This is a genomic window from Bartonella sp. MM97QHHN (assembly GCF_042194285.1).
Taxonomy (GTDB): Bacteria; Pseudomonadota; Alphaproteobacteria; order Rhizobiales; family Rhizobiaceae; genus Bartonella.
The window spans coordinates 42,939-66,182 of the sequence record NZ_JBHIMS010000022.1; the positions used below are offsets into that span (position 1 = coordinate 42,939).

A 23,244-nucleotide genomic window follows, 5' to 3' on the forward strand; every position below is an offset into this window, starting at 1 on the left:
TTCCTTATTGATCATTATTACTCAATAAGAAATGTATTTCAATGATATAACATAAAAAACTCTTTTAGGGCACGTTGAGATATCTGTATAGATCCTTATTTGAGGAAATATACTCAGTGTCCATCATGGGCATATTGTTGTGATAAGTTGGTCCTTGATGCGATGAAGGGATTCATCGCGTCCTAATAAAATAAGAACATCCAAAACACCTGGTGATGTTGCACATCCTGTAAGAGCTGCGCGAAGTGGTTGGGCGATAGATCCAAATTTGAGATTCTGTGTTTGTACACAAGAGCGAAGTGTTTCATCTAGAGTTTTTGTATCCCAAGAGGGGCAAGCTTTCAGAGCAAGATAAAGATCGTTTAAAATGGTTCGTCCATTTTTATCTAAGAGTATTTGAGCTTTTTCATTAAGTTGTAAAGGTCGTTGCGTAAAAATGAAGGAGGCATTGTCAATCAGTTCGCACAGTGTTTTTGAACGTTCTTTCAAATGCGGGATTGCTTTTAAAAATTGAACACGGCGTTTTTCATCAAGTCTTTCAATAATTTGTGCTCCCCTATCGGTTTCTGGTAGAATATTAAGAGCGGCATCAAAAAGTTCTTGATCATTACTCATACGCATATAGTGTCCGTTGATGGAATCGAGTTTTTTGAGATCAAAACGAGCAGCACCTTTGTTAATATCCTCAATATCAAACCAAGAAATCATATCTTTAAGTGACATCAGTTCGTCATCACCATGACTCCAACCTAAACGGACAAGGTAATTGCGCAAAGCAGCAGGAAGATATCCCATTGTTCGGTAGGCATCAACACCGAGCGCACCATGTCGCTTTGATAATTTTGCACCGTTTTCACCATGGATAAGAGGAATATGGGCCATAACAGGAATGTCCCATCCCATTGCTTTAAAGATAATCGTTTGTCGGGCTGCGTTGGTAAGATGATCGTCACCACGTATAATATGTGTGATGCCCATATCATGATCATCAACGACAACAGCATGCATATAGGTAGGCGAACCATCAGAACGTAAAATAATAAAGTCATCGAGATCTTTATTAGGAAAACGGACATCACCTTGAACACGGTCATGTATGATCGTTTCTCCATCTTGAGGGGCTTTGATGCGAATAACAGGCTTAACACCTTTAGGAGCTTCAGAACTATCACGGTCCCGCCAACGTCCATCATAACGGGGTGGGCGCCTTTCTGTACGGGCTTTTTCACGCATTTCAGCTAACTCCTCAGGTGAAGCATAACAATAATATGCTTTGCCATTCTTGACCAACTGTTCAGCGATTTGGCGGTGACGTTCTGCACGTTCGAATTGCGAAATAGGGGCGCCATCATAACTAAGACCCATCCAGTGCAAGCCATCTATAATGGCTTTTACAGCTGCTTCTGTTGAACGCTCTCGGTCTGTATCTTCAATTCGTAAAAGCATTTTTCCACCGGTATGTTTTGCATAAAGCCAATTAAAAAGAGCAGTACGAGCACCACCAATGTGAAGGAAGCCAGTGGGTGAAGGGGCAAAACGAGTAATAACAGACACGAATATTTTCCTTTAAACTAAGATATTACTTATGGAATTTTATAGAAAAGTCATGTTAGCATAAGTGATGGGGCGTGCAATAGCCGTATTGCGAGTTAAAGTGGGGGACTGATGTTTTATAAAAGTAAAGAGGGTTTATCCGAAAAATCTGTTACAGAAAGAAAAAAGCCATGTCAGATAGGGCAGAGTGTTTTTTCTAGGTATGATGATGCAAAGAACGGTAGCTATAATCAACAAAAACTTTTTTTATTGACACTCTTAAAAGAAGTAATCATTTTTTTTCGCAAATGGTTAGAAGATTGTATTAATAAAGAAGTTTCTTTTGGTATCCTTTTTTCGCTGATTTTAGTCTTTTTTGCCCTAGGAATCATTTTCTATTTTCATTTAGAGTGGGAACCAAGTTGGGGACAATTGGGGGCGTTGGTCAGTATTTTTCTGGGAATATTCTATGTTGCACGTTTTTATCGAAAAATATGGATTCCCGTGGGGTTTCTGTTTTGTATTATATTGGGTGTTTTAGCGGCAAAAATAGAAACGTGGCGTATTGCAACACCCATGCTAAGCAGTGACATTGTCACTACATTGACGGGAAGAATTGTTTCTATTGAGTCAGGTGCCAAAGGAGGATTTCGTTTAGTTTTGGATATTTTGAATACAGAAAATCCCGTATTACGCCATAGTCTTCATCGTGTTCGTTTATCGGCAAGATATTTGCCATCTGGCTTAGCGATTGGTGATGGATTGCATGGAAAAGTTAAGATTCGTGCATTCTCTGGGCCGGTGCGTCCAGGAGGCTACGATTTTAGTTTTCATAATTATTTTAAAAGAATTGGAGCACAAGGCGTTTATTTAGGAAAACCAAGAAAAATATCCGTTTCGCAGCCTGATGGAATATTCGCTATCATTCTACAGAAAATTGAAAATTTACGCACGAAGATGACACAAAGAATCCGTATAGCCCTTGAAGGAGAAAAGGGGAGTGTTGCAGCTGCCCTCATAACAGGGCAGCGTGCTGGTATTTCAAATGAGACAAATGAAGCATTACGTACAGCTGGATTAGCTCATATTTTATCAATATCAGGTTTACATATGGCGTTGTTAAGCTGCATAGTTCTTTTGAGTATCCGTAGTTTTTTAGCATTTTTTCCAGTTTTTTCTTCCTATTATTCCAGTAAAAAATTTGCTGCTATCGTTGCTTTTATGATAACAGCTTTTTATTTGTTATTGTCGGGCTTAGCAATATCAGCGCAAAGAAGTTTTGTGATGATTGCTGTTATGTTGGTTGCTATATTGTGTAATCGCTCTGCTATAACAATGCGTAATTTTTCCATTGCAGGGTTGATAACTCTAGCGATGACACCCCATGAAATATTAGGTCCTAGCTTTCAAATGTCCTTTTCTGCGACTGCTGCTTTGATCGCTTTTTTTGATTGGTGGAGTGGAAGGTCATTTTTTCGTAAAAGAAAAACAACTCCCTCTTATGTTGGAGGAGGAGTGATAAATTTTGTTTTCTTATCGATGCTTTCAACATGTGCTTCTTCCTTTGTTGCAGGGAGTGCAAGTGGAATTTATGCTGCTTATCATTTTTCTAATATGGCATCGTTGAGCATTATCAGTAATGCTTTTGCTTTGCCTGTCATCTCAATTTTTGTCATTCCCTTTGGATTAATCGCAGTTCTTGCAATGTTAGGAGGATTCGAATGGCTTCCTCTTCAAATTATGGGTTTTGGAGTTGATCTTGTAATAAAGATTGCACATGCTATCAAGGCTATTTCTCCTGATTTGAATCCTGGTTTTATGCCGTTATCAGCGTTAGTTTTATTGAGTATAGGCTTGGTTGGACTGACTTTTTGCAAAACACCCATCCGGCTCTTTTTTAGTTTGTTTATTTTGGCAGGTATTTCTATTTGTGTAATGCATTCACCTGTACAACTGATTATAGCAGATAATATGCGTCTCGTGGGCGTTATCCATGATAAAAAGTTATATATTGATCGTTACCATATTTCTAAGTTCACGACATCCATATGGAAAAAGTCATTTCGTGTGAAGGAAACGATTAAACCAACAAAATATGGTCCTTCGTTGCACGGACAATTTATTTGTGATTATCATGTATGTACATCTTTATTGGATAATGGATTAAAAGTGATCGTTTTACAGAGAGAAACAGGTCAATGTGTAGAGGCAGATATTCTCATTCAGACATTTGTGATGCATAATCCAACTTGTTACAAGAAGGCAAAAACAATATTTATACCTCAACAATTGTTATCACGAGGAAGCGTTATGATGACCAAAGGTGGAGATATTATTTGGTCTTCGCTAGGGTTTCATAGACCATGGAATATGCACAGACAGCGTTCATAAAAACATATAATCAGTCATATTTTGCTTCACATTTGGATAATGACAAAACAAAAAATAACAGAAGACTTTTCTCATAATATTTTACGGTATTTAAATTGGTAAGTTTATCAACGTCATTGAAATGAGATAATAATCTACAGTTTTCTAGAAATAGATGATTTTTTATATCTGATCATTTTAATTTTTTCAAAAAAATTGATATGTGCATTTTTGTGCATCCTATTGATAGCACAAAATAAATCAAAAATTCTTATTGAATGAGAAAAATGCTAACAAATATTCTCAAAGAAATAAAAAAGATAATTGTTGATTATTCTATTTTATTCTTATCAAATATTTCTATAACGAGTAACATCTCTTCAAGCAAAAGATGATGGTCAATTTAAATAGATTGCGTCAAGAGGTTATCTTTTATTATCATTATTATCGGTGGTAATAGGGGTGATTAATGCTGCTTATACGGATAGAAGGCAAAGTCATTCATGAATGTTCAGCAGTTAAAAAAAATGGCAGCTATTAAAGCGCTTGAGTTTGTGGAAGATGGTATGCGGCTTGGAATCGGATCTGGTTCGACAGTCAATGAATTTATTCGTCTTCTAGGTGAGCGTGTTGCGGATGGTTTGCGGGTGACTGGTGTTGCTACTTCAAAATATTCTGAACAACTCTGTCATAAGTTTGGAGTGCCTGTTAGCACTTTAGAACAAATACCTGAGCTGGATCTTGATATTGACGGAGCAGATGAAATTGGTCCTGAGATGATGCTCATTAAAGGGGGAGGGGGAGCATTGTTGTATGAAAAAATTGTAGCGTCGGCATCTCGTGCAATGCTTGTCATTGCGGATGAAACAAAGGTGGTAAAAAGACTTGGTGCTTTTGCACTACCAATTGAAGTTAATCCATTTGGTATCCACACAACATGCAGAGCCATTGAAAAAGTTGCTGATGATTTAGGGCTTTCTGGAAAAATTGCATTGCGAATGAATGGAAAAAATCCTTTTGAAACAGATGGTGGCCATTTTATTCTTGATGCATTTTGGGGCTGCATTTTGCAACCAAAACCATTATCGGATGCACTTCTTGCTATTCCTGGTGTTGTTGAGCATGGACTTTTTTTGGGGTTGGCTTCACGTGCAATTGTCGCTATGGCTGATGGTCAAACAAAAATTTTAGAATCTTTTGATTTTAGAGAAGACAGTTTCATGACGATATGTTAGCACAGTAAAAAAGGGTCTTAAAGATTTTAGGTAGAATAACGAATTAAAATTATAATTAGCGATCGGGGTAATCATTAAATGAAAATAATATTTTCTTTTCAGCGTTTTGTCGTATATTTGGGTGTAGTTGTCGTTTTTGTTGTGAATATTGGAATGGCTTATGCACAAGGTGTGAGCGATCAACATTTAGATTCAGCTAGAAAAGCTATAAGTGCCATTCACGCAACGGATCAGTTTGATAGTTTTTTACCAAATGCGGTAGAAGATCTTAAAACTGTACTGATGAGGGATGATCCAAACTTGGCAGCGGATATTTCTGATATTGTTGATAAGCAGGCGCTTGCTTTAATTAAAAGGCGCTCTGATCTAGAAAAAGAGATTGCTCATGTATATGCAAAATATTTTACTCAAAAAGAGCTTGATGCAATAACAACATTTTATAATTCTGATACCGGTAAAAAGTTTTTGACAGAAGTTCCCAATATCGCACGTGATTCTTACTCAGCATTTGATATATGGCGTACTGCTTTTATGCAGGATCTTGTAGAAAATGTGAGAAAAGAGATGTCTGAAACACTTAATTTGAATAATTCTACGATGCCTACAAATGTGCCTATAAAATCAGAATCTTCAGGAAATAAAAAATAGCTTGATTGATATCATGACAACCAATGGGCAATTTCTGATTTTTAAAATAGCGGCGGTTTTCCCGCCGTTTTAAATATTTTAATGAGAATAAGTCCTTTTAGAATGCTGCTTTATAAAAAAGGCTTCTTCAAAAGAAAAAAAGACTTTCATTTGATAATAAAAGATCTTAGCCTACTCTTGCAGATGTATAAGAAGGAATAATTCGTGGGCTCTTTTGACTTTGATTTATTTGTTATTGGAAGTGGTTCTGGTGGAGTGCGTGCAGCACGGCTTGCTGGAGGTCTTGGCAAGCGGGTCGCTATAGCAGAGGAATATCGTATAGGGGGCACTTGTGTTATTCGTGGCTGTGTTCCCAAAAAACTTTATGTTTATGCATCACAATATGTAAAAGAATTTAAGAAAAGTGTTGGTTTTGGGTGGAAATATGCGGATCCAATTTTTAGTTGGGAAAAGTTGGTTGCAGCTAAAAATAAAGAAATATCAAGGTTAGAAGGGCTGTATCGTAAGGGATTAGAGAATAACAATGTGCATATTTATGAAAGTCGTGCTACTTTTGTAGATGATCACACATTAGAGCTTTCTGCCACGGGTGAGCGGGTCAGTGCAGAAAAAATTTTGATTGCAACAGGGGCAAAAGTTGCACCAAATACTTCCATAGAAGGCGGTGGATTTTGCCTCACTTCTAATGAGATTTTTGACCTTGATCAACTCCCAAAATCAATAGTCATTGTTGGTGGAGGGTATATTGGTGTTGAATTTGCTAATATTTTTCATGAATTAGGTGTAAAAACAACGCTGCTCCATCGTGGTGATTTAATCCTTCGTGGTTTTGATCATGATTTGCGGCAATTGCTCAGCGATGAAATGACTGAAAAAGGGATTTCTATTCTCTATGGTGTAACAATTTCTAAAGTGCAGGCTGCAGAAAATTGTTATGAAGTTATTTTATCAAATGGGAAAATAATCAGAGCCGATCAGATTATGTTGGCTACGGGGCGTGTACCAAATACAATGGGTTTAAGACTTGAGCGGGCAGGTGTTAAGGTGAATGAATTTGGTGCAGTTGTTGTTGATGAGAAAATGACAACAAATATCCCCCATATTTGGGCTGTTGGTGATGTAACAGGTCATATTCAATTAACACCTGTTGCGATTCATGATGCAATGTGTTTTGTTAAGACAGCATTTGAGAATATTCCAACAACACCTGATTATGATTTAATTACAACAGCAGTTTTTTCACAGCCAGAGATTGGAACGGTTGGTCTTTCAGAAGAGGAGGCGGTAAAGCGTTATAAGCGTCTTGAAATTTATCGTACAGTTTTTCGTCCTATGCGTAATGTTCTTTCTGGTAGTTCAGAGAAAATGCTTATGAAACTCATTGTTGATGGTGAAAGCCGTATTGTTGTGGGCGCTCATATTTTAGGGGAAAACGCTGGTGAGATGGCACAGCTTATTGGGATAGCTCTCAAAGGAAAGCTGACGAAGGATATCTTTGATGAAACGATGGCAGTGCATCCAACGATGGCAGAAGAATTGGTAACGATGTATAAACCAAGTTATATATATGAAAATGGGAAGAAAATAGAAAGTTAAACAGCATATATTGCGGTAAAAAGCTTTTGATATGCCAATCTGTAAGATTAATCTTTAGAGAGAGTGTAATGATAAAAGAATGGGCACCTGACTCTTGGAGAACAAGGCCAATTAAACAAGTTCCGACTTATCCGGATAAGTCTATGTTAGAAGATGTTGAACGAAAACTGAGAAGTTACCCTCCTTTAGTTTTTGCCGGTGAAGCACGTGATTTAAAAAATGAATTAGCAGCTGTTGCAAAAGGACAAGCTTTTTTATTGCAAGGTGGTGATTGTGCCGAAAGCTTTGCAGAACATGAAGCTGATAATATCCGTGATTTTTTTCGTGTATTTTTGCAAATGGCGATTGTTTTGACCTTTGGTAGTTCTAAACCGGTTGTTAAAATTGGTCGTATTGCTGGTCAATTTGCAAAGCCTCGCTCTTCTGATATTGAAAGAAAAGAGGGAGTTGAATTTCCTGCTTATCGTGGGGATATTATTAATGGCATTGAATTTGAAGCAGGTTCTCGTATTCCAGATCCGCAACGGATGTCTATGGCTTATCGCCAATCTGCGGCAACACTTAATCTATTGCGTGCTTTTTCACAAGGTGGCTATGCTAATTTAGAAAATGTTCACACATGGATGTTGAGTTTTGTTTCTAACAGTCCGCAGGGAGAACGTTATGAATTATTGGCAGAGCGTATTTCTGAAGCAATTGATTTTATGCGTTCTATAGGGATTACATCCAAAACACATTCTTCATTGCGTGAAACATCTTTTTATACCAGTCATGAAGCACTGTTGCTTGGTTATGAAGAGGCTTTGACTCGGATTGATTCAACTTCAGGAAATTGGTATGCAACATCTGGTCATATGTTATGGATTGGTGACCGTACGCGTCAGATTGACCATGCTCACGTTGAATATTGTCGCGGCATTAAGAATCCTATAGGATTAAAATGTGGTCCTTCCATTGAGTCTGATGAGCTTTTAAAATTAATTGATATTTTAAATCCTGAAAACGAGCTGGGGCGGCTTACTCTCATTACGCGCTTTGGTTATGATAAAGTTGAAAGTTATCTGCCTAAACTCATCCGTGCCGTTGAACGCGAGAAGCGTGCGGTTATATGGTCATGTGATCCAATGCATGGCAATACAATTACTGCCAATGGTTATAAGACGCGTCCCTTTGATTATGTTTTAAAAGAAGTAGAGAATTTTTTTGCAGTGCATCGTGGAGAGGGAACTTATCCAGGAGGCATTCATATTGAGATGACAGGTCGTGATGTTACTGAATGTACAGGAGGGGCACATGCCATTTCTGTGGACGATTTATCTGATCGTTATCATACGCAATGTGATCCACGGTTAAATGCAGATCAAGCGTTAGAATTGGCTTTTCTTGTTGCTGAACTCCTTAAAAAAAATCGCGTGACTGACTCGTTAGCAATTGCTGCTGGGGGGTAGCAAAAATTTGCCTAATATTTTTTTAGGTCATTATGGCAGAAGAGAATTTTTAAAAATGATATTTCCGATGATGAAGAATAAAGTTGTGGTTACTAAACTGATGAAATGATACAAAGGCTTATGAAAAATGATTTTCGGGTATCAATTGCTCAATTAAATCCTATTGTCGGTGATATTGAGGGGAATTTTTCTTTAGCTGTCATGGCGCATCAAAAGGCCAAAGAAGAGGGGGCAGATCTTGTTTTATTCACGGAACTTTTTATAAGCGCTTATTCGCCGGAAGATCTTGTTCTAAAACCTGCTTTTACAAAAACATGTGAAGAGACTGTTGAGAAATTAGCAAAGATAACCGTAGGCGGACCAGGAATTGTCATTGGACTTCCATTAAGACGCAATGGCAATATTTACAACGGTGTCATGCTTCTTGATGAAGGGCGAGTCATTGCCGAAAGTTTGAAGTTTGATTTACCTAATTATGCTGAATTTGATGAAAAGCGTTTATTTTCTTCAGGACCACGACCTAAGCCTCTTATCTATCGTGGGGTAGGACTAGGAATAGTGATTTGTGAAGATATTTGGAATGATTCTTCACTTTGTGCGGAGCTTGGTAATAAAGGAGCGGAAATTATTCTTGTCCTTAACGGATCTCCCTACTATCGTAATAAAACCTTAAAACGTATAGATGTTGTTCATACGCAAGCCCTACGATCTGGGGTGCCAATTATTTATGCTAATCAAGTTGGTGGTCAAGATGAGCTCGTTTTTGATGGCGGGTCTTTTGCCTTGAATGGACAAGGCAAAAAGATATTTCAAATGAAACACTTTGATAGCCATATTGCTTTAAGCCATTGGCAAAAAACAACGACGGGATGGCACTGTATTTCAGGTCCTAAAGAAAGTCTTCTCAATGGATTAGCGGCCGATTATCAAGCTTGTGTTTTAGGGTTGAAAGATTACGTTAATAAAAACGGCTTTAAGGATGTTATTCTTGGTCTTTCAGGAGGAATTGATTCAGCCCTGTGTACAGCAATGGCGGTGGATGCTCTTGGTGCTGAGAGGGTTCGCACCATTATGATGCCCTATCATTATACTTCGCAAGAATCATTAAAAGATGCCAAAGAATGTGCTGATCTTTTGGGATGTTGTTATGAAATCATACCGATTGCACAACCTGTTGAGGCTTTTTTAAAGACAATGGCACCTGTTTTTTCAGGGTTATCCTCTGACGTCACAGAAGAAAATCTTCAAAGTCGTATACGCGGTACACTTTTAATGGCGCTTTCAAATAAATTCGGCTCAATGGTGGTAACGACAGGCAATAAGTCAGAAATGGCTGTGGGATATGCAACATTGTATGGGGATATGAATGGCGGGTTTAATCCTCTTAAAGATATTTATAAAATGCAGGTTTATGCATTAGCTGAGTGGCGCAATAAAAATCACTTGCACAATTTGAGAGGACCAGAAGGAATTGTCATTCCATCCAATATTATAGAAAAAGCGCCTTCTGCAGAGCTGCGGGAAAATCAAAAAGATGAAGATTCACTTCCACCTTATCCTATTCTAGATGATATTTTGCAATCTCTTGTAGAAAATGACATGAGTATTGGTGATATTGTTCAACGTGGGTATTCACGGGAAATTGTTGAGAAAATTGAACAGCTTCTTTATAGTGCTGAATATAAAAGGCGACAATCTGCACCCGGTGTAAAAATCAGTTACAAGAATTTCGGACGCGATCGTCGCTATCCTATAGTCAATCATTTTCGCGATAAAAATTGAGTATTATGTTATGGTTAAAGTTCGTTTTGCTCCCTCTCCAACAGGTTATATTCATATTGGCAATATCCGTATTGCACTTTTCAATTGGCTTTATGCGCAAGCGCATAAAGGAGAATTTATTTTGCGCTATGATGATACAGATGTTGAACGTTCTAAACAAGAATATATTGATGCTATTGCTGTTGATCTTGAATGGTTTGGTATTCAACCAGATTCAATTTATTACCAATCTAAGCGATTTAATCGATATGATGAAGTTGCAGAAATTCTCAAACAACGCGGGCTTCTTTATCCCTGTTATGAGACTGCAGAAGAATTAGAGCGGCGTCGTAAAATCCAGCTTTCACGCAAATTGCCTCCTATTTATAACCGTGCAGCATTAAAATTGACAGCAGAAGAGAAAAAAAACTTTGAATCTCAAGGTCGTAAACCCCATTGGCGTTTTCTTCTTCCTAATTTTGAAAGTGATCCTTTACAAACAAAGCGAACAGAAGTTTGCTGGAATGATGCAATAAAGGGAAAGCAGACGATTGATTTGGCTTCTCTTTCAGATCCTGTTCTTATTCGTGAAGATGGAAGCTATCTTTATACATTGCCGTCTATTGTTGATGATGTAGATATGGCTATTACGCATATTATTCGTGGGGATGATCATATTACAAATACAGGCGCTCAAATTGCTCTTTTTAAAGCTCTTAATGCAGAATTACCGGTTTTTGCTCATACCAATTTATTGGCGACAGTTTTAGGAAAAGGATTTTCAAAACGTAATAATGATCTTTCTATTCGTTCTCTACGGGAAAAAGGATTTGAATCTATAGCTGTTCAATGCCTTGCCGTTTTGATTGGGACATCACAAAATGTACATCCCTATCCCCATCAAGCAGCGCTTTTAGAGCATTTTAATTTACAAGATACATCAAAATCGGTTGCAAAATTTGATATTGCTGATCTTCTTTCTTTGAATAGTCATCTTGTCCATGAACTAAGTTATGAGGACGTTAAAATGCGCCTTAAAAAACTTTCTATTGAGGGAGATAAGGCGGAATATTTCTGGAACGCGATAAGACGCAATATTGATAAAGTCAATGATGCTGTTTTGTGGTGGAAAATCATTCATGATGAACAGAATTTTGATACAGTGGCACTAGAGGATCGTGTATTTGTGCGTCAATCACTCGATTTCTTACCTGAAGGTGCTTTGAATGAGGAAAGTTGGAAAATTTGGACAACAGCATTAAAAGAAAAAACAGGTCGGAAAGGAAAGTTCTTATTTATGCCATTACGTCAAGCACTTACGGGCATGGATCATGGACCTGAAATGGGAAAGCTTTTGCAGCTTTTAGGGCGTGAAAAGGTAATAGAAAGACTCTCTAAGAAATAAGAGAAACTTTTAAAAGGCATCTTTTATTTACTTTATGCTTACAGAGAGTAAAGGACGAGTCTATCTACGCGTCTTTATGAGCATGAATGCAGGAATATCATCACCAAATCCAAGGGGCGTGTAATTCTTATTTTTTCGTGAGCGTTGTTGCTCAGATGGCTTCTCCTTATTATTTGCATTTTTGATATATTCTGTTTTATTCTCTTCTACAGATTTTTTAGTGTGAGCAACAGGCTCTTTTGGAGCAGTTTTCTTTGATGATTTTGAAGATTTTTTCTTTACAACAATATCTTCTGTTTGAGCATCGGCTATTAAAGTTGAAAGATCTCCATTGAGCCATTCAATTTTTTCATTACTCATTTCCTCGATGGCATTGATATATTTTTGATCAGCTTTTGTAACGATTGTAAAGGCTTTTCCGCTGCGATTTGCACGCCCTGTACGACCAATTCGATGGATATAGTCTTCAGCATGTGTAGGAACATCATAGTTAAATACATGACTTACAGCTGGAATATCGAGACCGCGGGCAGCAACATCAGAAGCAACAAGAAGTGTAAGTTTATTATTTTTAAAATCAGCTAGGGTGTTCATGCGCGAATATTGGTCCATATCTCCATGAAGTGCCCCTACATTAAAGTTATGTTTGATGAGCGATCTAAAAAGTTCAGAGATATCTCTCTTTCGATTACAGAAAATGATTGCATTTTGAAGCTCTGCACCTTCATTTTGGATCAGCTCTCGTAAAACCGCTCTTTTATCCCATGATTTATTTCCAGATTTGACAAGCCGTTGTGTAATTGTGGTAGCTGTTGAGGAAGCTTTTGTAACTTCAACAGATACAGGAGAATGTAAAAATTGTTTCGTTAGCTTTGTAATTTCTGGCGCCATTGTTGCAGAAAAGAACAAAGTTTGACGCGTAAAAGGGGTTAGTTTACAGATGCGTTCAATATCAGGAATAAAGCCCATATCCAACATGCGATCAGCTTCATCAATCACAAGGATTTCAACGCCCATCAGGAGCAGTTTACCGCGCTCGCAATGATCAAGAAGGCGCCCTGGTGTTGCTATAAGAACATCAGCTCCCCGTTCAAGTTTGCGATCTTGGAGTTCAAAAGAAACGCCACCAATCAAAAGAGCAACATTTAAACGATGATTTATGCCGTATTTATCGAAATTTTCTTCAACTTGAGCTGCAATTTCTCTTGTTGGTTCTAAGATAAGCGTACGGGGCATGCGTGCTCTTGCACGACCTTTTTCAAGGAGAGTGAGCATAGGCAATACGAAAGAGGCGGTTTTACCTGTTCCCGTTTGGGCGATTCCTAAAACGTCTTTTCTTTGAAGGACATGCGGAATTGTTTCACTTTGAATAGGTGTCGGAGATGTATACCCCGCTGATTTCACCGCATTAATAACCTTTGCGGAAAGACCTAAATCATCAAAACTGTTTAAAGATGGTATCATTTTTTTATCAACTGCTCTGTGATTTTAACTGCGCTATCTAAATGATGATTATAACCAATATTCTACACTCTTTAAAAGTGTTAAGATGTTTTCACAAAAAAACTAACTATAACAATCATATACATATAAAACGCATAATACAATCATTAATAGCGAAATTGTTCTGATAAAATGCGCTCATCCCATGAATGATTTGAGTCAAAAAGGATTGAAGCTGTTACTTCTGTTGCCATTGAAATAGTAACTGAATGGACAGATTTAACTTCAATATTATCTGCAGCAGCGTTTACAGGGCGTTTGTCAGGTTCAAGCATATCAAAGCGCACTGTTACTGTATTGGGAAGCAAAGCTCCATGCCAACGCCGAGGGCGAAAAGGGCTAACGGGAGTGAGGGCCATAAGGGGAGCCATAAGAGGTAAGATAGGTCCTTGTGCTGATAAATTATAGGCGGTTGATCCAGCTGGTGTAGCGACGAGGACACCATCACAACTTAATTGTTCCATTCGTACGTTGTTATCAATGGTGATGCGAATTTTTGCCGCTTGATAAGATTGCCGAAAGAGGGATACTTCATTAATTGCAAGCGCCTCGATAGAATCTTGACATTCAGATTTTGCAATCATGCGCAGGGGATGGATTTCTTTTTTATGTGCGACAGCAATACGATTGGGCAATTTTTTTTCATGAAATTCATTCATAAGAAATCCTACAGAACCTTGATTCATGCCATAAATAGGTTTGCCTGTGTTCATGACATCTCGTACGGTTTGTAACATTGTCCCATCACCACCGATTGCAACAACAATATCAGTTTCTTCCAGAGAAGAATGACCATAAACGGAAATTAATTTATGGGTAGCTTTGATAGCCTCCTCAGTTTCTGCGGAAATAAAATGAAAGCGACTTGGTAATGTAGCCATTTAAAAATTATCCTGATACTTATAATTTATGTTGTAACTTATTTATGAGAGTTTTGAAGTTGTAATAAATGCTCTTTTTATAATAAAAAGAGCATTGAATAAAGAGAAGTTATTTCAAGGTAAAGTATCATTAAAAAGTAAAAGGAATGCGTCGTTAGATAAATCACAAACAAGTAATTTTTTTATTAGAATGATAATTTAGCATTGAAGTTAAGAGTATGATTAGTTAAAAGACCATAACTGATTTTAATAATTAGTGTGGAGCACCCGTAGCTCAGCTGGATAGAGCGCTGCCCTCCGAAGGCAGAGGTCACAGATTCGAATTCTGTCGGGTGCACCAAATTCTTCAACTTCATATTATCCTAAATAACAATATTACCTAAAAAGAAGCCACTTTCCTCTTTTATGAAAATGGTCATTTGAGTTGTTTATTAAGTTTTGTAGCGAATAAGAAAATAATTTCAAGAGAAGTAAAATTTATGGCTGCGTATATAATTTTTCGGTTAGTCATTTTAAATATCAAGATAAAAAAGCAAGATTATCTAAATATGCTTTCAATTTAACTATAAACATTTATAACATAAAAATACATATTAATTCAATATGTTATTGTACAACTGATCTGGCGATGTTGACAGTAGATCGCTAAATATATTGTTTTGAGCATTAAAATAAATAGCTAAATTTGCTTTTATTCTATTTTTGGAGTTAAAGGCTGTTATGGTGATATGGAACGCGGATGAGGAATATCACCAATTAAAGGAATAATAAGGGGGAAAAAACAACCGTCAAGATTTGAATTGTTTCAAAATGCTGTATTTGATATGGTTATCTGGTAATTTCTCTATACACCAATATTGCCAGTTATGTTGGATGAGGGATTGTTTAGCTTTAATCAACTTTCTTATATACCGAACGCTAATTATGGTGGTTATTTAGTTGGGAGTATGTTCTTTACGTTTGGCAGAATTGGGATTATATCTCTTGCTCCTCGCATACTATCTTGTGCAGCTATAGTAATGAGTGCACTTATTATTTTCATGGCATTAACACTTAGTCCTTTTGATCCGTTTTGTTGCTGGTGAATGATGGTTTTGGGTTCTATGATGGTCATGCAGCATAGCCATAATGGGCGGATTATTTCTTCGCTTTAGGCAGGTATAGGAGTTGCTATTCTCTTAGGTAATGAATATGTTATTATTAGCTTGAATATGACAACTATATCAAAAAACACCTCCGTTATTTCTTCCATTGCAAATGAAACCGCTCCTGTTAATCAGAAAAAAACATCCAAAATATGAATAGATCAATTAAATGGATTTCGTGACTGGTCATGTATATATATATTATCGCATTCGTGCTTTAAAAGATTTTGGTGATGTAAAAAAGGCGGTCTAGATGCTTTTATTGAAAATGAAAGAGCAATCTCTCTCATAATGGCAATTGCTGGGTTGCTGATAATGCCGTGTTGTAACATCTAGTCGTGTTTATGAAAATACAAGGGGCTATGGCAATACTGCCATTGGTGGCTATGTCTATGGCAATACCCTTATATGTGATAAAACCTATGTGTATTTTGGTGCTCATGTTTATGACAATGCTCATCTTTTTTATAACGGTTGAGTTTATCATTATGCGTGGGTTTATGGGAATGAAAAATTATCCGGTAGTGCACGTATTCATAGCAATGCCGCGGTTTATGATCATGCGGTTGTTAGGCAAGGTTTACGGCAATGCTAGCATGGGGTATCATACTGATGGGTATAGCTCTGTTTATGGCAATGCAAGAATAAAAAGACATAGCGATTTATATTCGGTTCCCATAAATTGTGAGGTTTATGAAAGTGATGATGTTATCAAGATTGATGAACAGAATAAATGACAGACGTGGAGAGTGCTTCTTTGATGGTTATAAACGCATCATAAAAGAAAGCCGTGCCAATTGATATAACGCTGCTTTTAAATAGAGGTACTACAGATCATACAAAAGAAATCAATAATGAATGCATATATACAAAACGTATCATATTGCAAACGCTCTATTCTATTGATTAAAACTGATCAATAGGAACGTAAATGACAGGTATAATATTTAATCACTCATTTGAATTACAGAATCTATAAACACTTTTGTATGGCTATAAAACGTATTAAGAATAACGCTCGCATTTTTGAAGTGGTCATTTGACACAAAGTACATTATCAAAATGTCTCAACGCTTGGTAGGTTCATATCAAGACAATCAAGAGAAAATGCGTATTAAGTGAATATTTGTAACAAAACCCGTTGTTTAAATTTACAAGCATTGGTTTTAAAAGCAGCTTTTCAGAAGACAATAAACAACCGCTTTTTATAAAATCTAAGGCTTTTAAACTGTTATAAAACCTAGGTTTCAAACGTTTTTATAGAGATATCATTTTGTGTCTCTAAACGTTTAAACGTTCATTTAGTGAGGTTCTCATAAGCGTATTTTTACTTTGCATTTAAACTTAACTTCTCTGCAAATAAGCCGGTCCATATTTGGGCTGGCAAAATTAATCAGCCCAAATTTGAGCTCGTTAACTTTAGAGTAGAGCAGTCTTTAATATTGTCGCTTTTAACTCAAAATTGAGTAAAACACCATGCCTTTGTAATATGATTGCAATCCTTTTGAAATTTATCTACTTATCTTTGTCTTAATAAGTATCCTCAAATTTGAGGGGACGTCATTTGGTTTCGTATTTTTAAACTGTAACTTTTAAAACGTTTTTTGCTTGTTTGCCTGCGTTATATCATTAAAAATCTTTTGATTTCTACGACATAACATTATCAATTTCATTACCTGTTGTGATGATAATATCTATATGATGTCTGCTTATTATTGACTAACTTTTTAGTAAGCGCCGCTTTAAAATCGACTTGTCTTTAAATCCTTTTATGTGCCCTTAATGAATTAAAACCTATTCTATGATAGTTTCAAATGATTATTTCTTTTAAGGTTTAGCTCAAAAAAAGAGTAAACCCCATACCATTCTTTAAACGCATGCAATTTATGTTATCGATAATTTCAAACGATTACGTTTTTAATAATGCGATTTGTGTGTGATAAAAACGTATCATAAAATTTATGAACTGTTATGAATGATAGCTGCGTTCACTTCATTTGAATGTTTACATGCGTTATAACATTTGCATCATGATTTGCGTTTTATGGTCTATCCATACATGGTAATTGTTTATGAAAAATGGTTAATTAAATCACGTATAAAAGTGTAGATTTTAAATGGGATTCATATAAAATAATTGCATGCAAACTATTGACTTTATTATATTTTTTTATGAATAAGATTCCATCTCGTTTAGACGTTGCAAAAGAAATCACCAAAGACCTTATTGATAAGATTCTTCTCTTACACGGCGTTATCACTTTTGTTTGCAAAAATCTGCTTCGCTTTTGACTTTTGATATGGATACAACCTCTTTTGAGGTAGAGCAAAGAATTTTTTAATCATGGAGAATGCAACAGTGTTCTTCAAAAATCTTGATTGGTTTGTTGAAAAAATTAAAGAGGTAGATAATTATTCAGCATGTTATCAACTACCAGATTGTGAAGTACAAATTCTTTATAATGACGCAATTATCAAAGGTTATCCGTAAGTTGATGTTGGAGTTTCGATTAGTACTGGTATTTTAGCTGCTGCCTATGGTAATTGATCCCTATCAATTCTCAGCACTTACAAGATCTACAACTTGATTTTTATAAAAAGGGGTTGAGAGTTTGTGAAGAAGAAATATATGCGGATTGGTTGGAATTAAGCGGGATTATGTCTTGAAATAGGCGATAGAAAAAATTGATCTTCATAAATGCTTTTATTCCAGATATGGAGCACCACCTTGGCGATAGAGTGAAGTTGGAGGGCACATAAAGGTTATCAAGGTAGATGATGCAGATTATAGCTTACTTCATATTGGTGCACTAGCTTTATTGGGTGATGTTGCAACCTTACAATCTTATTACCAAATTTTCAGTACAGAGGATCATTTAGGCTTTGATGAAAATACCTAACAGATTCATTTTGAACGTGCATTGGCTTTAGTCAAAGAAGTAGTCAAATCTAAGCAACTCAGCTACGCTTTCATTGCAAAAGTAGTAAAAAATATGAACCATCTGGAAGAAAAACAAAGTTCTTAATAAGAGCTTTCCAGAGAGGTGGAGTTTCATTCTTGGAAGGAAAAAAATAGCTAAATTTATCGAAACAAAAGCTAAGGAATAGTTCCTTAAGAAATATCAAGAAGATCTAAAAAGATTATAGGAGCCAGAGTCTGGTTTAAAGATGCCATCATCAGTTGAGTTAACTCAACAATGGTGGAGTTTTATCCATTGGCGGAAATCTGATGTTTGAAAGAGGCTTTCTTGATGTGAAGGTAATATTGTAATAAATAATTATTATAAATCAATATGTTGTATATATTCATTGTTTTGAGGTTAATGACCATTGACAAATAATTTTGCACCATTTTCTCTCTTCCAGCTTTTCGTCAATCATCAATGAAAATTTTTTATAATGGAAAGTTCATTGATAATATAACTTTTGTATGTCATTACTTTACGCTTAAAAAAAATATAAAAATAATGAAATGCAATTGAGTTATCAACTGCTTATTCTTTTCAATTTTTAATCATAAAAAAATCTTTTTATTCATTTTGCTTATAAAAAGAATTAGCTTTTTTCTGGTGATACAAGTGGAGAAATAAGGATTTTAGATATGTTTCGGCGTTCCATTTCAATCACTTTAAAGTGTAAACCATCAGTTTCAAAGCTTTCTCCCTCATTTGGTAAATGACCAAACTGCCAAAGCATAAAGCCTGCCAGAGTCGTATAACGATCTGCTTCATCCACAAGGTTACGCCCAAGATAACCACTTAAACGGCGGATATCAGCATATCCCTCAACAAGAAGACTGCCATTTTCAAGTTGTTCTGCGATCATGAGTTCTTCATCGTCATCAGGAAAGTCTCCTGCAATAGCTTCGAGAATATCGGTTGGTGTTGCAATTCCTTCAAAAGATCCATGCTCATCAACAATAATTGCAAGCTGAATCGAAGAATGACGTAATTGCTCCATCAATCGTAAAACACTTGTATTTTCATGAACAACGAGGGGTTCTCGCATAGCTTTTTTCCAATTAATCTTTTTCCCCTCAGCCAAATTCAAAAGAAGATCTTTTGTCAATGCAACGCCAACAAATTCATCCACTTTTTCACGCGCAAGAATTAAGCGGCTATGTTTAACCTTTTGTAATTCTTCACGCATTTCATTTTCATCAGCATTTAAATCTAACCACTCAATCTCATTACGCGGCGACATGATAGAGCGAACAGGGCGATCAGCTAAATCGAGAACACCACGAATCATCTCCTTTTCTTCTGGTCTAAACAATTCAGAAGCTGCGGCCTGTTCAGCAATAACATCTACAGTCTCAGCAAGGTGACTATCTTTGCTTCCTCCTCCTAAGAGCCTCAAAACAGCATCAGCTGTTCTACTGCGTAGATCATTCGTTTTAATCATTTTTTCACGGTTACGACGTCCAATTTGATTAAAAGCTTCGATAAGAACAGAAAAACCAATAGCAGCATACAAATACCCTTTTGGAATATGAAAACCAAATCCTTCAACAATGAGAGTAAAACCAATCATCATCAAAAAACCAAGACAAAGGATTACAATAGTGGGATGACGATTAATAAAACGCATAAGAGCACCAGATCCGCACATCATTACTCCCATAGCAGCTATGACTGCGATATACATAACTGCTGCCTGCTCTTTTGCAATCATACCTGTTGCGGTAATAATACTGTCTAGTGAAAAAACGGCATCCAGCACCACGACTTGGACGATTACTTGCCAAAAAACAGCATAACCAACGCCTGTTTTTCTTTCATGTGATACTCCTTCTAACCTTTCATGTAATTCTAGCGTTCCCTTTGCGAGCAAAAAGGCTCCACCACCGATTAAAATAAAGCTATGCCAACTAAATACAAAAGATGAAAGTGAAAGAATTACTCTATCGAGTCTCATAACCCATCCAATAACGGTAAGAAGAAAAAGCCGCATAATTAATGCTAAAGTAAGACCTATAAAGCGTGCGCGGTCACGCAAATGCAGTGGCAATTTTTCAGCTAAAATTGCAATAAAGATAAGGTTATCTATTCCTAAAACAATTTCGAGAAAAACCAGCGTGATCAAACCAAACCACGCATGGGGATCAGTGATCCATTCCATCATTCCTTACCTTTTAGAAGCTTAAAAGCGCGCGATTGACAAAAAAAATTCATAGGCTTTTGTTCGTATATTGGATCATGAACATTGAATGTAAAAAACTTATATTCAAAGAAAAAAACAGCACAATATTGCTTGAATGCATGTGATTTTTGATAAAACAAAATGATGCCCCATCCCGCTTACAACCACAAGAAGGTTCCTCTAATTTTCGCTCGGGCATTATGCTCGATAATCCTCTAACTATAGGTTCTGTATAACAATCAGAACATTTATTTATAAAGCTTCTTATAATGGGTTTATTTTTATATAAGATCAAGTGGTGAATATCATATTTTTAACCTTACAGACAATGAGTTTATATAACAAACAACAAAATATCTGGACATCTATCCTTAGGAGCGTTATAGAAACGCTCATTCTCGTCTTTTGAGAAGCTTATGGGTGATTAGCTCAGTCGGTAGAGCAGCTGACTCTTAATCAGCGGGTCGTGGGTTCGATCCCCTCATCACCCACCATTTTATTTTATACCGTAAATAACTTATTGATTGCGTAATTTTTTTTAAGGTATGAGTTGCTAAATAAAATTGGGCAGTAGGATTTCCCCATATCTGTTTGTTTAAAAGTGAAGATTGTTGATATAGCTTAGTCATCGGTTTTTGTACTTTTTAGGGGACTCAAAGAACTTCCAAAGGACATTTAAAGATCTTTTAATGCGTATTGTTTCTTTTTTTTTAAGTTGCAATTGGTAAGGAGAAGCTTCTTACCGACAATTGTGTTATTTAAAGGGGTATAAAAATCAACAGTTTTCACTTCTTTTAATATAAATTGATTAAAATTTTTTTGGATTTTTAGCATATTGTTTAAAGACAGAAGAAACTTTACACTTTAGTTGTGTCAGCAGCGTGGATATTTTTTGATAACTCTCCCGCTTAAACAAAAAACTTCTGTAATAATCATCAGTATTCCAAGAGGGTAAATCAAGATAAAATAAAGTAGTTATCTGGACATACATAGTAGTTATATGGATATACAAGTAATAAAATTAGATCAGTTTAATTGTTTAAAGCTAATACCTGTTAAACGAAAGACAATAAACTTTAATGAGGCTTAAAGTTTTAAAATATTAAGCTGTGTGGTTTTACGCTATGCTGTCTTTCCGTTAGCTAAACCTCTAAAAATATAAATATTAAGAAAGCCACTCAGATTCATTATAATATATTGATTTATAAAGAATTGATTATTCTTTGTTTGAAAAAACTTTACTATCATAAACTTCTTTTGTTTCAATCCCTCTTATAATAAATTAATTAAAATCATTCATTTGTGCATCATAAATGGGATTAACGTGTGGATAAAGCCTATTGAAGAAAGGCATAAAAATAATTCTTATTAATGTTCTTAAGTGCTAAAAGTTATCATAACATTGGAAAAATAGTATAATGGCGCAGGCTTGCTCTTTTATTAAGTATAAAGATGTTGGTGCAACAATAGCTTTACTATTATAACATTTACGGGTATTGTTGTGTAATGGAGAAGAGCGTTGAGAGAGGTTTCTTAAAAAAGATATGTAAATTGGTAACACGATGGTGTTTTGTTCTTTTATAGGTACATAAAAAAGAAGTCATTGATAGCCTTTTATTTATTCAGGTGGTGTTTTGGGGGCTCTTTTCCAATATTGTTGCGCCTCAAAAATGACGACCACAAATAATGAAAGGATGAGGGGTATAATCAAATAAAACATTCTAAAGACAATAAGTGCTGCAATAACATCGGTTGGATTTATATTGGGCATGCCTGTTATGAAGAGAGCTTCAAGAACTCCTACTCCTCCTGCTGGAGCATTAGAGAGAAGAGTTATCGTAAAAGATGCTAGGAAAACACCAAGAACAGAGATAAAATGAATATCTGCGTTATGTGGGAGAACAGCATATATAATTCCTGCTGCTCCTAAAAGCTCTAGAGGGCTAATGAGAAGCTGTTGAATAACAATTTTCAGTCGTGGATAGGAAAGTTGAATTTTCTTCCCCAAGCGTAAGGGTTTTAACTGAAGCCAGCTGCCAAACGTATAAAGTGCTATACAGCTGAGTAAAATTGCTCCAGCCGTTGTTCCGAGCCATTCAGGAAGTTCTTTATGAATGAGGGTGATAATTTCGGGTTGCAGCACCAAAACGATTCCCAAAAGTAAGATTGTGCCGATTACAAAAGTAAAAGAGCAAAAACCTACTAATATTGCGATTTCTGTTCCGTTTAATCCTTTCATTTTATAGGCGCGATAGCGTACAACGGCACCAGAAAAAACTGAAGCACCGATATTGTGTGAAAGAGCGTAGGTTGTAAATGAACATATAGCGATAAAAATCCAAGAAATTTTATGGCCTAGATGTTGCAAGGCAATTCGATCATATCCAGCAAGAGCAGCATAAGCTAGGAGAGAACATAAACAGGCTAATAACCAGTGCTGTGCATTTAAATTGCTCAAGCGCTCCAATACATCCCCAAATGAAATGGCAGAGAGCTTCATGTAAAGAATTCGAATAGATACCAGCATTGCTAAGATACCAATCAATGGCCATATAAATTGCTTTATTTTCACGATTC

Annotated in this window: 14 protein-coding genes, 2 tRNA genes and 1 pseudogene; 12 read left to right on the forward strand and 5 right to left on the reverse strand. The window is 36.2% G+C overall.

Features of this window, described 5'->3' with window-relative positions; all coding sequences use genetic code 11:
• Positions 1–123: 123 nt before the first annotated feature.
• Positions 124–1,554, reverse strand: coding sequence for a glutamate--tRNA ligase (gene gltX, locus ACFIJW_RS00620; protein ID WP_375632794.1), 1,431 nt, complete (start codon positions 1,552–1,554; stop codon positions 124–126).
• A 111-nt stretch (positions 1,555–1,665) separates the two neighbouring features.
• Between gltX (ACFIJW_RS00620) and ACFIJW_RS00625 the strand changes: the two genes are divergently transcribed.
• The 7 genes from ACFIJW_RS00625 to gltX (ACFIJW_RS00655) all read left to right on the forward strand — a co-directional run bounded on the left by ACFIJW_RS00625 (position 1,666) and on the right by gltX (ACFIJW_RS00655) (position 11,996).
• On the forward strand, positions 1,666–3,924 hold the full coding sequence (locus ACFIJW_RS00625; protein ID WP_375632796.1) for a ComEC/Rec2 family competence protein: 2,259 nt from the start codon (positions 1,666–1,668) through the stop codon (positions 3,922–3,924).
• Between the two features lie 482 nt (positions 3,925–4,406).
• Complete coding sequence (gene rpiA, locus ACFIJW_RS00630; protein WP_375618356.1) at positions 4,407–5,138, forward strand: ribose-5-phosphate isomerase RpiA; 732 nt, start codon at positions 4,407–4,409, stop codon at positions 5,136–5,138.
• 78 nt (positions 5,139–5,216) lie between these two features.
• Complete coding sequence (locus tag ACFIJW_RS00635; protein ID WP_375632798.1) at positions 5,217–5,786, forward strand: DUF2059 domain-containing protein; 570 nt, start codon at positions 5,217–5,219, stop codon at positions 5,784–5,786.
• Between the two features lie 204 nt (positions 5,787–5,990).
• The gene (gene gor, locus ACFIJW_RS00640) at positions 5,991–7,382 is read left to right on the forward strand and encodes a glutathione-disulfide reductase (protein ID WP_375632800.1); all 1,392 of its coding nucleotides are present in this window, start codon (positions 5,991–5,993) and stop codon (positions 7,380–7,382) included.
• Between the two features lie 68 nt (positions 7,383–7,450).
• Positions 7,451–8,830 (forward strand): class II 3-deoxy-7-phosphoheptulonate synthase, encoded by a 1,380-nt coding sequence (locus ACFIJW_RS00645; protein ID WP_375618353.1) that lies wholly within the window; start codon positions 7,451–7,453, stop codon positions 8,828–8,830.
• 120 nt (positions 8,831–8,950) lie between these two features.
• Positions 8,951–10,612, forward strand: coding sequence for an NAD+ synthase (locus ACFIJW_RS00650; protein WP_375632802.1), 1,662 nt, complete (start codon positions 8,951–8,953; stop codon positions 10,610–10,612).
• Between the two features lie 10 nt (positions 10,613–10,622).
• Positions 10,623–11,996: a glutamate--tRNA ligase gene (gene gltX / locus ACFIJW_RS00655; RefSeq protein WP_375632804.1), complete on the forward strand. Its 1,374-nt coding sequence runs from the start codon at positions 10,623–10,625 to the stop codon at positions 11,994–11,996.
• Between the two features lie 60 nt (positions 11,997–12,056).
• On the opposite strand, the gene ACFIJW_RS00660 is transcribed toward gltX (ACFIJW_RS00655), so the two are convergent.
• Together ACFIJW_RS00660 and ACFIJW_RS00665 are read right to left on the reverse strand one after the other, a co-directional pair.
• A complete protein-coding gene (locus tag ACFIJW_RS00660; protein ID WP_375632806.1) occupies positions 12,057–13,460 on the reverse strand; it encodes a DEAD/DEAH box helicase in 1,404 nt (467 codons plus the stop codon).
• A 146-nt stretch (positions 13,461–13,606) separates the two neighbouring features.
• Positions 13,607–14,380 (reverse strand): NAD kinase, encoded by a 774-nt coding sequence (locus ACFIJW_RS00665; protein ID WP_375632808.1) that lies wholly within the window; start codon positions 14,378–14,380, stop codon positions 13,607–13,609.
• Between the two features lie 263 nt (positions 14,381–14,643).
• Here ACFIJW_RS00665 and ACFIJW_RS00670 point away from each other — a divergent pair.
• From ACFIJW_RS00670 to ACFIJW_RS00685, 4 genes and pseudogenes are all read left to right on the forward strand, one after another.
• Positions 14,644–14,720 (forward strand) — tRNA-Arg (locus ACFIJW_RS00670).
• Between the two features lie 526 nt (positions 14,721–15,246).
• Positions 15,247–15,465, forward strand: coding sequence for a YbfB/YjiJ family MFS transporter (locus tag ACFIJW_RS00675; protein ID WP_375632810.1), 219 nt, complete (start codon positions 15,247–15,249; stop codon positions 15,463–15,465).
• Positions 15,466–15,694: 229 nt separating this feature from the next.
• Positions 15,695–16,262 (forward strand): annotated as a pseudogene (locus ACFIJW_RS00680) (hypothetical protein).
• Positions 16,263–18,326: 2,064 nt separating this feature from the next.
• Positions 18,327–18,425, forward strand: a complete 99-nt coding sequence (locus ACFIJW_RS00685) for a hypothetical protein (RefSeq protein ID WP_375632822.1) — start codon at positions 18,327–18,329, stop codon at positions 18,423–18,425.
• Positions 18,426–19,080: 655 nt separating this feature from the next.
• Here the strand turns inward: ACFIJW_RS00685 and ACFIJW_RS00690 are convergent.
• Positions 19,081–20,649 (reverse strand): TerC family protein, encoded by a 1,569-nt coding sequence (locus tag ACFIJW_RS00690; protein WP_375612149.1) that lies wholly within the window; start codon positions 20,647–20,649, stop codon positions 19,081–19,083.
• A gap of 436 nt (positions 20,650–21,085) precedes the next feature.
• On the opposite strand from ACFIJW_RS00690, the gene ACFIJW_RS00695 reads away from it, so the two are divergent.
• A tRNA-Lys gene (locus ACFIJW_RS00695) sits at positions 21,086–21,161 on the forward strand.
• Between the two features lie 1,124 nt (positions 21,162–22,285).
• On the opposite strand, the gene ACFIJW_RS00700 is transcribed toward ACFIJW_RS00695, so the two are convergent.
• Entirely contained in the window at positions 22,286–23,239 is a 954-nt protein-coding gene (locus ACFIJW_RS00700) for a YbhN family protein (RefSeq protein WP_375613484.1), read from the reverse strand.
• Positions 23,240–23,244: the final 5 nt, after the last annotated feature.